The organism is Hephaestia caeni (assembly GCF_003550065.1).
GTDB classification, from domain to species: Bacteria; Pseudomonadota; Alphaproteobacteria; order Sphingomonadales; family Sphingomonadaceae; genus Sphingomonas; species Sphingomonas caeni_A.
In genome coordinates this window covers 102,044-114,910 of sequence record NZ_QXDC01000003.1, presented here as the reverse complement: position 1 = coordinate 114,910, position 12,867 = coordinate 102,044, and the positions used below count along the sequence as shown (strand labels likewise).

Sequence of the window (12,867 nt, the reverse complement as noted above, 5' to 3'; positions counted from 1 at the left end):
TTCCACTTACGTGGAAGCGGCCCTGGCCCGCTCCCCCACCCCACCTCCCAACGGCAGTATACTGAATGGGTGGAGGGGTGGGGGAGCCGGCCGGTGCCGTCTCTGTTTCAGCATGACTGAAACCGGCTATACGGGTCGTTCGCGCATTTCATCCAAGCTCTCGAAAGGCCCGCCATGATTCGTCGCCTTGCCCTCGTCGCTCTGCTCGCCAGCCCCGCCTGCTCCGCGCAGCCGCAAGCGCAATCGCAGCCCGCGAACGGCGACGCGGCGGCGTCCGGCCAGGCGTTCGTGCCGCCGCAGCCCGCCTCGGCAAGCAAGCCGGTGCCCAAGAACGCGCCGCAGGACGCCTCGATCAAGAACGTGCCCGCGACCGCCGGCAAGGCGAATCTGCCGGCGACCGCGCAACCCTTCACGATTCAGAAGATCGGCCAGTTCGAGGAACCGTTCGGGATGGAATTCCTCCCCGGCGGCGGCTTGCTCGTCACCGAAAAGGCCGGGGCGCTGAAGCTGCGCCATGCCGACGGATCGGTGGTGACGGTGAGCGGCGTTCCCAAGGTCGAGCCCGGCGGGCAGGGCGGGCTGCTCGACGTCGCGATCGCGCCCGATTTCGCCGACAGCAAATATGTCTATCTCACCTATTCTGAACCCGGCGAGAAGGGGAGCGCGCTCGCGTTGGCGCGGGGTACGCTCGCCACCCCCAACCCTGCGCGCGCCGCACTCCAGAATGTGTCGGTGCTCTGGCGCTCGGGCTCGAACGGTCCCGGGGGGCAGTTCGGCGCGCGCGTGGCCTTCTCGCCCGACGGCCAATATCTGTTCCTGAGCTCGGGCGAGCGCCAGCGCTTCTCGCCCGCACAGGATCCCGAGCAATTGCTCGGCAAGATCTTGCGGCTGACGCTCGACGGCAAGGCCGCGCCGGGCAATCCGATGTACGCCGAGGGCGGCGTGCGCGCGATGACGTGGAGCACGGGGCACCGCAATCCGTACGGCCTTGCCTTCGCCCCCGACGGGCGGCTGTGGGAAACCGAAATGGGGCCGCGCGGCGGCGACGAACTCAACCTGATCGAGGCCGGCAAAAATTACGGCTGGCCGGTGGTCTCGAACGGCGACAATTACAGCGGCCAGCCGATCCCCGATCATCCGAGCAAGCCCGAATTCGAAGCGCCGAAATTGTGGTGGAACCCGTCGATCTCGCCCGGCGGGATGATCATCTATACCGGCGACCTGTTCCCCCAATATAAGGGTTCGGCGTTCCTCGCCGCGCTCTCGGGGCAGGCGCTGATCCGCGTCGAATTGAACGGCGCGACTGCCAGGCCCGCCGAGCAATGGGACATGGGTGCGCGCATCCGCGACGTGATCCAGGCGCCCGACGGCGCGATCTGGCTGCTCCAGGATGACGGCGCGCTCGATCGGCTGACGCCGAAGGGGTGAGCAGCGCGATTTATTCGAACGCTGCGATACGCAGGTTGCCGATCAGCGTCTGCGCGCCGTGATCGTAGCGCACCGGCGCGCTGACGAAGAGGTATCTGGCGCGGTTGCCGTCGAACAGCCGCGCGTCGGCGATCTTTTCACGGCCGATATAGACGCGCATCCGATCGCCATCGACCGCGATCGAGACATGCATCGCGCGGTTGATATAGCCGTCCAGTGCGGGCTTGAAGAAGTGCGACACGCCCGTGGCGCTGCTCGCGACCGAACTGTCACCCGCGAAGTTCAGCTCGACCGCGGTGATCGCGCCGTCGTTATAGGCGTCCTGGATGTAGCTCTGGACGCTGTTGTCGGCCGCGAAACCGAAGGTCACGTCCCCTGCGTCGCGCAGCGTGTCGCCGACCGGCACGATATCGAACTCGACGGTGAAGCGTTCGGGCAGCGTTGGCGGCGTCGTCAATTTGTAGGTCGCGAACGCCTGGAGCGCGAGCCACTTGCCCGGCAGGTCCGGCGAGGCGACGATCTGGCCTGAGCCGTTGGTCTTCCACGCCGGCGGCATGGAGCCGACCGCGCTGTCGCCGAAGTCGATCGCGGTCACGACATGCGGGCCGGGAGTGAAATCGAAGCCCTGATCGATCGTCAGTCGCGCGCGCCTGGCCTGCGGTTCGTCGCTGGCGGGTCGCGCCTGATTCGGCTGGGTGATCGCGTCGATCGCTTTGTCCTTGAGCGCATCGACCAGCCGGTCGAACTGGGCATGGGCCGGTGCCGCCACCAGCATGCTCGCCCCGATCGCCGCCAACAGCAACCGCCACATCCGCAAGCCCATCATGCCCCGTCCTCCCTGATCCAGATCGATCCCGGTTATCGGGCAGGGGCGCCGGCGGCAACGACAGTGCGACGAATCGAACCGTCAAATATCGCGCACGATCAGATAGTTCATCCGTGCCGAGGCGATCGGCTTGGTCGAATCGTCCTGCCACGCCGTGGCCTCGACATTGGCGACCCGCGTGCCGAGCCGAGTGACGATCCCTTGGGCGCGCGTCTCCTTTTCACGGCCGCCGCGCATATAATCGACGGTGACGTTGATCGGCTTGATCCGCCCGCCGCCCTCGCTTTCGAGCGCGGTGTGGAGCGCGACGATCGCCGCCATTTCGAGCAGCCCGCCGATCGCGCCGCCATGCAGGAAGCCGGGCCGGCCGAGCACGTCGTCTGAAAAGGGCATGAGCAGCACCGGGGCGCCGCCATCGCCGGGCTCGACCGACAGGCCGAGCAAGTGGGCATAAGGCGGCAGCGTCACGCCTTGGCCTCCGCACCGGGCATGTCGAGGAACATATAGGTGCCCGCGACATGCGCGAGCGGATCGTCGGCATCGCCATCGTGCGCCTGGCCGCGGATGAAGGCGATCGAGCGGGTGATGCGATAGCATTCGCCGCGCCCGATCACTGTCTTGCCCGGGGTTGCGGGGCGCAGATAATCGATGCGGAGATCGAGCGTCGCCTGCGGGCGGAAGTGGCCGCGCTTGAGCCAGATCGCCATGCTGGTCGCCATATCCATCATCGACAGGATCGGGCCGGACGCGAGCACCCCGGAGGCGATATCGCCGATCAGGGTTTCACTATAAGGCAGCGCAAGCTCGACCCAATCGTCGCCGTGTGCGTGGTGCGTGATCCCCAGCAACCCGGTGTGCCCGCCCAGACCGTGGGCGAGGAAGCGTTCGGGATCGAAGGATGGAAAGGCGGTCATCGCCGCGCCTGTTACACGCGCCGCATGGGGTTCGCCAAGCGCCCAGGCTCACCCGCGCGCGGTCGCGGATTGAAGCGGCGTCGCCATCGGGATAGCCTTCGTTCCATGAACGACCGCGTCATCTTCTCCGTCGCCGATCAGGTCGCCGACGTCCGCCTTGCTCGCCCCGACAAGATGAACGCGCTCGATCCGGCGATGTTCGACGCGATCGGCGCGACGATCGATGCGCTTGGCCAGCGCAAGGACGTGCGCTGCGTGGTGCTGTCGGGCGAGGGCAGGGGGTTTTGCGCGGGGCTCGACATGGCGAGCATGGCCGCGGGCGGATCGGGGCTGTCGGCACGTGGCCGCAATGCCGACGGCGCGATCCTGCCGCAGCATGTGACATGGGGCTGGCGGATGCTGCCGATGCCGGTGATCGCGGCGGTCCACGGCGTCGCGTTCGGCGGGGGCTTCCAGATCATGTCGGGGGCGGACATTCGCGTCGCCGCGCCCGCCACGCGCTTCGCGATCCGCGAGACGCATTGGGGGCTGGTGCCCGACATGGCGGGCTTCCCTCTCTGGCGCACCCTGGTGCGCGACGATGTGCTGCGCGAACTGGTCTATACCGCGCGCGAATTCGATGCCGGGGAGGCACTGGCGCACGGCTTCGTCACCCGGCTGGCGGACGATCCGCGCGCCGAGGCGATGGCGCTCGCGCGCATCATCGCCGATCGCAGTCCGCACGCGGTGCGGGGCGCCAAAAGGTTGCTCAACATGGCGCACGACGCTGATCCACGCGCGATGCTGGCGGCCGAGACCGAGGAGCAGGTGAGGGTGATCGGCCAGCCCAATATGATGGAAGCGGTGGCGGCGAATATGGCGAAGCGGCCCCCGGTGTTCGAGGATTGAGGGCGGCGGCCCGCCCAATCGACACCCCCGCGCGCGCGGAAGGTTAGGCAAAGGTTAGGCCAAAACGCCTCGCCGCACACCGGCGCACCGCGTCGCGGCGAGGGCAATCAACGATCATCCCCGATTAAAGCACAATTCGGCTTTGTAGGACAGTGCGCTGCCGATTTTTGCTCTTTGAGCGTTAGCGCGGCGCCATGCGGATCGCGCCGTCGAGCCGCACGTCCTCACCGTTCATATAGGGGTTCTCGATCATCGCGAGCGCGAGGCGGGCATATTCCTCCGGCCGGCCAAGCCGCTTGGGGAAGGGGACCGAGGCCGCCAGCGCGTCTTTCACCGGTTGCGGCGCGGCGGCGAGCAGCGGGGTGTCGAAGATGCCGGGCAGGATCGTGTTGACGCGGATGCCCTCGTTCATCAGGTCGCGCGCGATCGGGAGCGTCATGCCGACGACGCCGCCCTTCGACGCCGAATAGGCGGCCTGGCCGATCTGCCCGTCTTCGGCGGCGACGCTTGCCGTCATCACGATCGCGCCGCGTTCGCCGTCCTCGCGCGGATCGAGCGTCAGCATGCCCGCGGCCGATTTGGCGACGCAGCGGAAGGTGCCGACGAGGTTGATCTGGATCAGCCAGTTGAATGCCTCGGCGGGGAAATGCTTGATCGTGCCGTCTTCCTTCGACCGGCTCGCGGTCTTCATCGCATTGCCGGTGCCCGCGCAGCACACGAGGATCGATTCCTGCCCGTTGGCGGCGCGGGCGTTGGTGAAGCCGGCATCGACCGATTCGTCCGAGGTGACATCGACCGCACAGAAGGTGCCGCCGATCTCGGTGGCGACCTGTTGGCCCTTTTCGGCCTGAAGATCGAAGATCGCGACCTTGACGCCCGCCGCCGCCAGCGCCCGCGCGGTTGCCGCGCCGAGCCCAGACGCGCCGCCGGTGACGACGGCTGAAATCGTGGTGTCGAGTTCCATGAAGCCTCTCCCTGATCCGCCGGGATGGCGGTGTATCGTTACAGCCGCTCGACGATCGTGACGTTGGCGATGCCGCCGCCTTCGCACATCGTCTGCAACCCGTAGCGGCCACCGCGTTTGCCGAGCGCATGGACCAGCGTCGCCATCAGCTTGGTGCCGCTGGCGCCGAGCGGGTGGCCGAGCGCGATCGCGCCGCCGTTGACGTTCATTTTCGCGGGGTCGGCGCCGACATGCCGGAGCCACGCGAGCGGCACGGGGGCGAATGCTTCGTTGACCTCGTACAGATCGATGTCGTCGATCGAGAGGCCGGCGCGGTTGAGTGCCTTGTCGGTTGCGAACAGGGGTTCCTCGAGCATCACCACCGGATCGCCGCCGGTGACGGTGAGGTTGTGGATGCGCGCGAGCGGTGTCAGCCCATGCTCTTTCAGCGCGCGCTCGGAAACCACCAGCACCGCGCTGGCGCCGTCGCAGATCTGGCTGGCGTTCGCTGCCGAGATCACGCCGCCTTCCTTGAGCAATTTGACCGCGCCGATGCCGTCGAGCGTCGCGTCGAAGCGGATGCCTTCGTCGATATGATGCTGCTGTTCGCCCTCGGGGGTCTCAATCGTCAACGGCACGATCTCGTCGGTGAAGTCGCCGCGCGTCGTGGCGGCGGCTGCGCGGACGTGGCTTTCGAGCGCGAACCGATCGAGCGCATCGCGGGAGAAGTCGTATTTTGCGGCGATCCGCTCGGCGCCCACGAATTGCGAGAAGTGGACGCCGGGATAACGCGCTTCCTGGCGCGGCGATTTGGCCGTGCCGAGCCCGGCTTGCGCGAACAGCGCGCCCGTTGAGCCCATCGGCACCCGCGTCATGCTCTCGACCCCGGCGGCGATCACCACGTCCTGCGTGCCCGAGAGCACCGCTTGCGCGGCGAACTGGATCGCCTGTTGTGACGAGCCGCACTGGCGGTCGATCGTCACCGCAGGCACGTTCTCGGGGAGATTCGAGGCGAGCACTGCGCCGCGCCCGATCTGGAAGCTCTGTTCGCCGCCCTGGCTGACGCAGCCCATGATGACGTCTTCTATCGCCGCCGGATCGATGCCCGCCCGCGCGACGACCGCGTCGAGCACCGCGCCGGCCATATCAGCCGGATGCCATCCGGCGAGCCGGCCGCCGCGCTTGCCGCCGGCGGTGCGCACCGCCTCCACGATATAGGCTTCGGCCATGCCCGGTCTCCATCAGGTTCGTGTTTGAAACTGATGGTCGCGCGGATCGGTCAATACGGCAAGGGCGTTTGCATACCCGACGATCGAAATTCGATCCGACCCGCTCTGGAGATGCGTCGGTCAAGCGCGACGAATTGGCAGCAATCGCGTCCGTGTCCGGTTGCGAACAGTTTTACGCGATTGGTCAGGATCGATCAGGTCGGCGATGCCCAACAATTTGCGTTCACGGCCGAATTCCGGGGTTTTATCCCGGATTGTGCCCGCATCCCGGCATAGGGATTATTATATCTCAATGACTTAAGTGTTTGGCATACATAATGCACTGCTACACTCGCTGCTGACGATGATAGCAGCGGATGTTGGAGGATATTATGCGTAACACCCGGAATTTCGCCCGCAATGGCCTGATCGGCACCATCGCTTTGTGCTTCGCCGCCACGGCGGGCTCCGCGGCTTATGCGGCAGGTGATCGCACGAACGATCCCAGCGCAGACGCGCCGCACATGAAGGTGGAGAAGTCGTCCGACGGCGAGGTCAAGTATTGCACGCGGATCAAGCAGACGACCGGAACCATCCTGTCACGCAAAGTCTGTAAGACGGCCGCCGAATGGGAAAAGGTGGGTGTTCACGTCACCCCGGAATGACGAGGTGCTTCAGGCGCCTTGAAATGGCCCTCGCGCGCTCGGGCAGGCGCGAGGGTATCAGCAGGTTGAGCGCGGTGAGCGGCTCGGTTCGCAGGCGATAGAGATATGCCTTCAGATCGGCGCGCAGCGGCGTGTGTGGCCGCCCGATCCCGCCGCGGATAGGGGCGCGGGCGGCCCCACCTCGGCAGCAACGGTAAAGGTCGTGCCTGGCAATCCGGTGAGCGTCAGTGCGTCACGAGAACCGGTTGCTCCTCGGAAAGCCGGTCGGCGGCATCCGGCCGGCGGCGCCGCGCGCGGTGCGCCAGCCGCTCATGTCGGGCTCGGTGCGGGTGCGGCCGGTGTCGCCGCCCATCGCCCAGCTCAGCCCGTCGGCGAAGGTGAAGGTCGTGGCGTCGGAGAGCCCGCCGTCGCGGTAACGCTGGAGCTGGACGCCCTGGCCGCGCGCCAGCTCGGCGAGTTCGGACAAGGGGAAGACGAGCAGCTTGCGGTTGTCGCCGATCGCGGCGACATAATCATGGGCGGGTGCGATCGGCTTGACGAGCGCGAGCTTCGCGCCCTTTCGGGGCGTCGCCACCGTTTTGCCCTTGCGTGTTTCGGCGATGACGTCAGCGGATTTGACCGCGAAGCCGCGGCCGTCGCTGGCGACGACGAGCAGCTTTTCGGCCGCGCTAGCGGGCAAGAGGCCGACGATGTCCTGATCGCCCTCGATGTCGATCATCGAGCGCACCGGCTCGCCGAAGCCGCGCCCACCCGGCAGCTTGTCGGCGCCGAGCGTGTAGAAGCGGCCCGATGCGACCGCGAGCAGGATCTTGTCGGTGGTCTGCGCGTGGAAGGCGAAGGCGGGGCCGTCGCCCTCCTTGAACTTGAGCGCATCGGCGGCGGCGAGATCGGCATGGCCCTTCATCGCGCGAATCCAGCCGCGTTGTGACATGATGACGGTGATCGGCTCGCGCTCGATCATCGCCTCCAGCGGAATGTCGCGCGCCGGGCCGGCCTGCTCGATCAGCGTGCGGCGGCGGCCCAATTCGGTTTCCGGGCCGTAGCGGTCGCGGATCTTGGCCAGATCGCGCTTGAGCCGGGTGCGCTGGCGCGCCTCGCTGCCGAGGAGCTGTTCAAGCTCGGCGCGTTCCTTTTCCAGCGCGTCCTGCTCGCGGCGCAGCTCCATTTCCTCGAGCTTGCGCAAGCTGCGCAGCCGCATGTTGAGGATCGCCTCGGCCTGGCGGTCGGTGAGGCTGAACTCGGCGATCATCACCGGCTTGGGCTCGTCCTCGGTGCGGATGATCGCGATCACGCGGTCGAGGTTGAGGAAGGCGATGATGTAACCGCCGACCAGCTCGAGCCGGTCGGCGATCTTGTCGAGCCGATGCTGGGAGCGGCGCTGGAGGACGACGAACTGGTGCTCGACCCAGGCAAGCAGCGCCTCGCGCAGGCTCATCACGCGCGGGGTGCGCGTCGCGTCGAGCACGTTGAGGTTGAGCGAGAAGCGGCTTTCGAGATCGCTCAGGCGGAACAGCGAATCCAGCAGCAGATCGGCCTCCACCGTGCGGCTGCGCGGTTCGAGGACGATGCGGATCGCCGCATCCGATTCGTCGCGCACGTCGGCGAGGATCGGTAGCTTCCTGTCGTTGATCAGGCTCGCGATCTGCTCGATCAACTTGCCCTTCTGGACGCCGTAGGGGATCTGATCGACCACCGCGATCCAGGTGCCGCGACCCTGATCCTCGACGTGCCAGCGCGCGCGGGTATGGAAGGTGCCGCGCCCGGTGGCATAGGCCTCGGCGATCGCCTGTGGGCTGTCGACAAGCTGGCCGCCGGTGGGGAAATCGGGGCCTTTGACGTGGCTGAGCACCGCGGCGTCGTCGGCCTTTGGCTGGTCGATCAGCAGAATCGCGGCGTCGAGCAGTTCGGCGGCGTTATGCGGCGGAACCGAGGTCGCCATGCCGACCGCGATGCCGGCGGCGCCGTTCGCCAGCAGGTTGGGGAAAGCGCCGGGGAACAGCTCGGGCTCCTCGTCTTCGCCATTGTAGGTCGGGCGGAAATCGGTGGCGTTCTCGTCGAGGCCGTCCATCAGGTCGATCGCGACCTGCGTCAGCCGCGCCTCGGTGTAGCGATAGGCGGCGGCGTTATCGCCATCGATATTGCCGAAATTGCCCTGCCCGTCGACGAGCGGGTAGCGCAGCGCGAAATCCTGCGCGAGCCGCACCATCGCATCATAGACCGACTGGTCGCCGTGCGGGTGATATTTGCCGATCACGTCGCCGACGACGCGCGCGCATTTCTTGTAGCCCTGGGTGGGATCGAGCTTGAGCAGCCGCATCGCCCAGAGCAGGCGGCGGTGGACCGGCTTCATCCCGTCGCGCACGTCGGGTAGCGAGCGCGCGGTGATCGTCGACAGCGCATAGACGAGGTAGCGCTCCGACAACGCCGAATCGAACGGGGCGTCGAGGATGCCGATCGGCGGATTATCGGGCGGAAGGTCGGTGACGTCTGAAGCCATGCGGGGGCGATAGCCGTTTCGGCACGGCGACGAAAGCGGGCGCGGAACGCGGGTGGGGTGGGGGTTACACCGGGCTGGGCAGGTCGCGCGCGAGCTCGGCGGTCAGCCACGCACGGAAGCGCTTGATCTTGGGCACGTTGCGGCGGTGCTCGGGATAGACCAACCAATAGGCATAGCCGCGCGTCGAAAGCTGCTCGAAGGGGCGCACGAGGCGGCGTTCGGCAAGGTCGTTGCGCCAGAAGAAGGGGGTCAGCATCGCCGCGCCCTGGCCCGCCATCGCGGCATGGCCCTCGTGCGCCTGCGAATCGAGCCGCACGCCGGCGCGCGGCGGGCCGGGGGGCACATCGACCCCCGCCTCGCGCAGCCAGTGCGCCCACCACGGATCGTGCGGGCTGATCTGCGGCACGTCGAGCAGGTCGGCCGGGGTCGCGATCGTGTGCCGGGCGAGAAAGTTCGGGCTGCACATCGGCGTGAAATCGATGGCGATCAGCTTTTCCTGGACGAGATCGGGCCACCCCCCGCGCCCGGCGCGGATTGCGACATCGACGTCGTCGATCGCGAAATCGGTGAGGATGTCGGTGGTCTGGAGCCGCACCGCCATTTCGGGATGCGCGACCTGAAAGCTCCCCAGCCGCCACGCGAGCCAGGTGTTGGCGAAGGTGTTCGAGGTCGAGATCGTGAGCAGCCCCTCGTCCTCGGCGCGCAACCCCGCGAACGCGCCGTCGATCGCGTCGAACGCGCGGCTGACCGGGGCGGCCGCGCGGCGCCCCGCCTCGGTCAGCGTCACACGACGCTTCTCGCGATGGAACAGCGGCACGCCGAGCCGTTCTTCCAACAACTTGACCTGATAACTGACCGCGGCCTGCGTCATCCCGAGTTCGGCGGCGGCGGCCGTGAAGTTCTCGTGCCGCGCGGCGGCTTCGAAGACGCGGACGGCGGCGAGCGGGGGCAGGGTGCGCATGGTTTCGAACTCATAAGCACAGCTTGTCAATTGCGTCCAACGATTTGTTGGCATCGCGCGGCTTTCGACCGGATATGGGTGGGGTCGGAAGGATGGTCTGAAGACGCAGAAGGATCATTTGCCATGAATCACGATTTCTATAGCCCCGTTTGGACCCAGTATCGCGGGCGATTCGTCGAAAATGTCGCGGCGTTCGTGCGCGCCTCGCTCCAGGGTCTCGATCACGCGTTCGCGCGCCTCAGCGCGCATCAGTTCGATGCGCCGTGGCGGCGCACGGCACGACAGCAGATGCGTAACACGAGGTTCTCCAGCTATCGTTGAGGATCGGCGTTGAGGATTGGCGCGCCGGCCGCCGCCGGGTAGGGAAGGGTATGATCCCATCGATCGCGCTTTCCCTTTCGTGCTGACGGGCGGTTCGCCGCCGCCGGCCCCCGCGCCGATGACGTGGGACGATCTCACCCGCCGCCCCCGATCGCGCCCCGATGCGACGATCGCTTATGGCGACGACCGGATGCAGAGGGTGGACGTGTGGCGGCCCGCGGGCGCCGGGCCGTTCAAGACCGTGCTGATGGTGCATGGCGGATGCTGGCAGACGGCGGTCGCCGATCGCTCGCTGATGGACTGGATCGCCGCCGACCTGCGCGATGCCGGCTATGCGGTGTGGAACATCGACTATCGCGGGGTCGATCGCGACGGCGGTGGCTATCCCGGCACCTTTCTCGATGCCGCGCGCGCCGCCGACGCGCTGCGCGATCACGCCGGGCGCTTCGGCTTGAACACCCGCCGCATCGTCGCGGTCGGGCATTCGGCGGGCGCGCATCTGGCGCTGTGGCTTGCGGGGCGGTCGAAGCTGCCCGCGGCGAGTCCGCTTGCCGGTGGCGATCCGCTGCGGATCGATGCCGTCGTCGCGCTCGGCGGGCTGCCCGATCTCGAAGCGGTCGCCGCGAGCCCGGACAACGGGTGCGGCACCGATGTGGTGGCGCGGCTCGTCGGGCCGCAAACCGCGGCGCATCCCGATCCTTATGCGGATACCTCGGTGCCCCGCCTGCTCCCGCTCGGGGTGCCGCAGCATCTGGTCAACGGCGACGAGGACCGCATCGTCCCGCTCCGGCTCGGCACGTCCTATGTCGACCAGGCGACGGCGGCGGGCGACGCCGCGACGCTGCACGTCGTCGAGGCGACCGGGCACGTCGAACTGGTCGCGCCGGGCAGCGCGGCCTGGGCGACTGCGACAGCGCTGATCGCGGCGGCGTTCGCATGACGATGACGCGCGACGAGGCGCGGGCGCGCGATGCCGCCGATCCGCTGCGGCGGTTCCGCGACCGCTTCATGCTGCCCGACGGCGTGATCTATCTCGACGGCAATTCGCTGGGGGCGCTGCCGCGCGCGGCTCCGCCCGCGCTCGACGATCTCGTCCGCCGGCAATGGGGCGAGCGGCTGATCCGAAGCTGGAACGAAGGCTGGATCGAGGCGCCGCGCCGCATCGGCGACAAGATCGCGCGGCTGATCGGCGCGCGGCCCGGCGAGGTGATCGCCGCCGATTCGACCTCGGCCAACCTGTTCAAGCTGCTCGTCGCCGCGCTGCGCCGCGATCCCGCTCGCACCACGATCGTCAGCGAGCTGGGCAATTTTCACACCGATCTTCACATCGCCGAGGGCGCGGTGGGCTGCGTTCCCGGCGCGCGGCTGAAAGCGGTGCCGCGCGATGCGCTCGCCGGCGCGATCGGTGACGATACCGCGGTGCTGCTGCTGACGCATGTCCATTACAAGACCGCCGCGCGCTTCGACATGGCGACGTGGAGCGCGCGCGCGCACGACGCCGGCGCGCTCATGCTGTGGGATCTCAGCCATTCGACCGGCGCGGTCGCGGTCGATCTGGGCGGCGCGGGTGCCGATCTTGCGGTCGGCTGCGGCTACAAATATCTCAACGGCGGCCCCGGTGCGCCGGCGTTCCTCTACGTTGCCGAGCGCTGGCAGCAGGTGCTCGCCAACCCGGTGTCGGGCTGGATGGGCCATGCCGCGCCCTTCGCGTTCGAGGACGGCTATCGCCCGGCGCCGGGGATCGAACGCTGGCTGAGCGGGACGCCTGCGATCCTCGGGCTGGCGGGGCTCGAAGCCGGGGTGGATCTCGCGCTCGAGGCGGAGATGGCCGCGCTCGAGGCCAAGAGCGCCGCCTTGTTCGACGTGCTGGCGGCGGCGGGCGACGCGATCGGGCTGGCGTGCGTCAGCCCGCGCGATCCGGCCGCGCGGGGGAGCCATATCAGCTTTCGCCATCCCGATGCCTATGCGATCTGCCAGGCGTTGATCGAGCACGGGGTGATCGGCGATTTCCGCGATCCCGATATCGTGCGCTTCGGGCTCACCCCGCTCTATCTCGGTTTCGAGGATGTCGTGCGCGCGGGCGAGGTGCTGGCGGGAATCGTCCGGGGCGAGATATTCCGCGAATCGCGCTATGCCGTCCGCCGCGCGGTGACCTGATCGGGGGCGCTGGCTTAGCACCCCGTTAACCTCATTCCCCTAAGCGCCGGGTTGATGGC

At 67.8% G+C, this 12,867-nt stretch carries 13 protein-coding genes; 6 read left to right on the top strand and 7 right to left on the bottom strand.

What is annotated here, in order from left to right; genetic code table 11:
- The first annotated feature begins 174 nt into the window (after positions 1 to 174).
- On the top strand, positions 175 to 1,428 hold the full coding sequence (locus DFR49_RS09065; protein WP_119035459.1) for a PQQ-dependent sugar dehydrogenase: 1,254 nt from the start codon (positions 175 to 177) through the stop codon (positions 1,426 to 1,428).
- 10 nt (positions 1,429 to 1,438) lie between these two features.
- Here the strand turns inward: DFR49_RS09065 and DFR49_RS09060 are convergent, their stop codons facing one another.
- The 3 genes from DFR49_RS09060 to DFR49_RS09050 form a co-directional block, all read right to left on the bottom strand.
- On the bottom strand, positions 1,439 to 2,254 hold the full coding sequence (locus DFR49_RS09060) for a hypothetical protein (protein ID WP_119035458.1): 816 nt from the start codon (positions 2,252 to 2,254) through the stop codon (positions 1,439 to 1,441).
- A gap of 81 nt (positions 2,255 to 2,335) precedes the next feature.
- Positions 2,336 to 2,722, bottom strand: coding sequence for a PaaI family thioesterase (locus tag DFR49_RS09055; protein WP_170150980.1), 387 nt, complete (start codon positions 2,720 to 2,722; stop codon positions 2,336 to 2,338).
- A complete protein-coding gene (locus tag DFR49_RS09050; protein WP_119035456.1) occupies positions 2,719 to 3,168 on the bottom strand; it encodes a PaaI family thioesterase in 450 nt (149 codons plus the stop codon). The genes DFR49_RS09055 and DFR49_RS09050 overlap by 4 nt, the downstream gene beginning before the upstream one ends.
- 105 nt (positions 3,169 to 3,273) lie before the next feature.
- On the opposite strand from DFR49_RS09050, the gene DFR49_RS09045 reads away from it, so the two are divergent.
- The gene (locus DFR49_RS09045; RefSeq protein ID WP_119035455.1) at positions 3,274 to 4,056 is read left to right on the top strand and encodes a crotonase/enoyl-CoA hydratase family protein; all 783 of its coding nucleotides are present in this window, start codon (positions 3,274 to 3,276) and stop codon (positions 4,054 to 4,056) included.
- 181 nt (positions 4,057 to 4,237) lie between these two features.
- Here DFR49_RS09045 and DFR49_RS09040 read toward each other — a convergent pair whose 3' ends face one another.
- Positions 4,238 to 5,020: an SDR family NAD(P)-dependent oxidoreductase gene (locus tag DFR49_RS09040; RefSeq protein WP_119035454.1), complete on the bottom strand. Its 783-nt coding sequence runs from the start codon at positions 5,018 to 5,020 to the stop codon at positions 4,238 to 4,240.
- A gap of 38 nt (positions 5,021 to 5,058) precedes the next feature.
- Complete coding sequence (locus tag DFR49_RS09035) at positions 5,059 to 6,228, bottom strand: acetyl-CoA C-acetyltransferase (RefSeq protein WP_119035453.1); 1,170 nt, start codon at positions 6,226 to 6,228, stop codon at positions 5,059 to 5,061.
- 356 nt (positions 6,229 to 6,584) lie between these two features.
- On the opposite strand from DFR49_RS09035, the gene DFR49_RS09030 reads away from it, so the two are divergent.
- Positions 6,585 to 6,872 (top strand): hypothetical protein, encoded by a 288-nt coding sequence (locus DFR49_RS09030; protein ID WP_147373674.1) that lies wholly within the window; start codon positions 6,585 to 6,587, stop codon positions 6,870 to 6,872.
- A 232-nt stretch (positions 6,873 to 7,104) separates the two neighbouring features.
- On the opposite strand, the gene parC is transcribed toward DFR49_RS09030, so the two are convergent.
- Together parC and gcvA are read right to left on the bottom strand one after the other, a co-directional pair.
- Positions 7,105 to 9,369, bottom strand: a complete 2,265-nt coding sequence (parC, locus tag DFR49_RS09025; protein WP_119035451.1) for a DNA topoisomerase IV subunit A — start codon at positions 9,367 to 9,369, stop codon at positions 7,105 to 7,107.
- A 64-nt stretch (positions 9,370 to 9,433) separates the two neighbouring features.
- Positions 9,434 to 10,330, bottom strand: a complete 897-nt coding sequence (gcvA, locus tag DFR49_RS09020; protein ID WP_119035450.1) for a transcriptional regulator GcvA — start codon at positions 10,328 to 10,330, stop codon at positions 9,434 to 9,436.
- 123 nt (positions 10,331 to 10,453) lie between these two features.
- On the opposite strand from gcvA, the gene DFR49_RS09015 reads away from it, so the two are divergent.
- Genes DFR49_RS09015 through kynU form a run of 3 tightly spaced genes read left to right on the top strand, consistent with a single transcriptional unit; the run spans position 10,454 to position 12,808 of the window.
- Positions 10,454 to 10,651 carry a hypothetical protein gene (locus DFR49_RS09015; protein WP_119035449.1) on the top strand — a complete coding sequence of 66 codons (198 nt, stop codon included), beginning with the start codon at positions 10,454 to 10,456 and terminating at the stop codon, positions 10,649 to 10,651.
- Positions 10,652 to 10,667: 16 nt separating this feature from the next.
- The gene (locus tag DFR49_RS09010; protein ID WP_245968328.1) at positions 10,668 to 11,591 is read left to right on the top strand and encodes an alpha/beta hydrolase; all 924 of its coding nucleotides are present in this window, start codon (positions 10,668 to 10,670) and stop codon (positions 11,589 to 11,591) included.
- Between the two features lie 2 nt (positions 11,592 to 11,593).
- The gene (gene kynU / locus DFR49_RS09005; RefSeq protein WP_119036324.1) at positions 11,594 to 12,808 is read left to right on the top strand and encodes a kynureninase; all 1,215 of its coding nucleotides are present in this window, start codon (positions 11,594 to 11,596) and stop codon (positions 12,806 to 12,808) included.
- Positions 12,809 to 12,867: the final 59 nt, after the last annotated feature.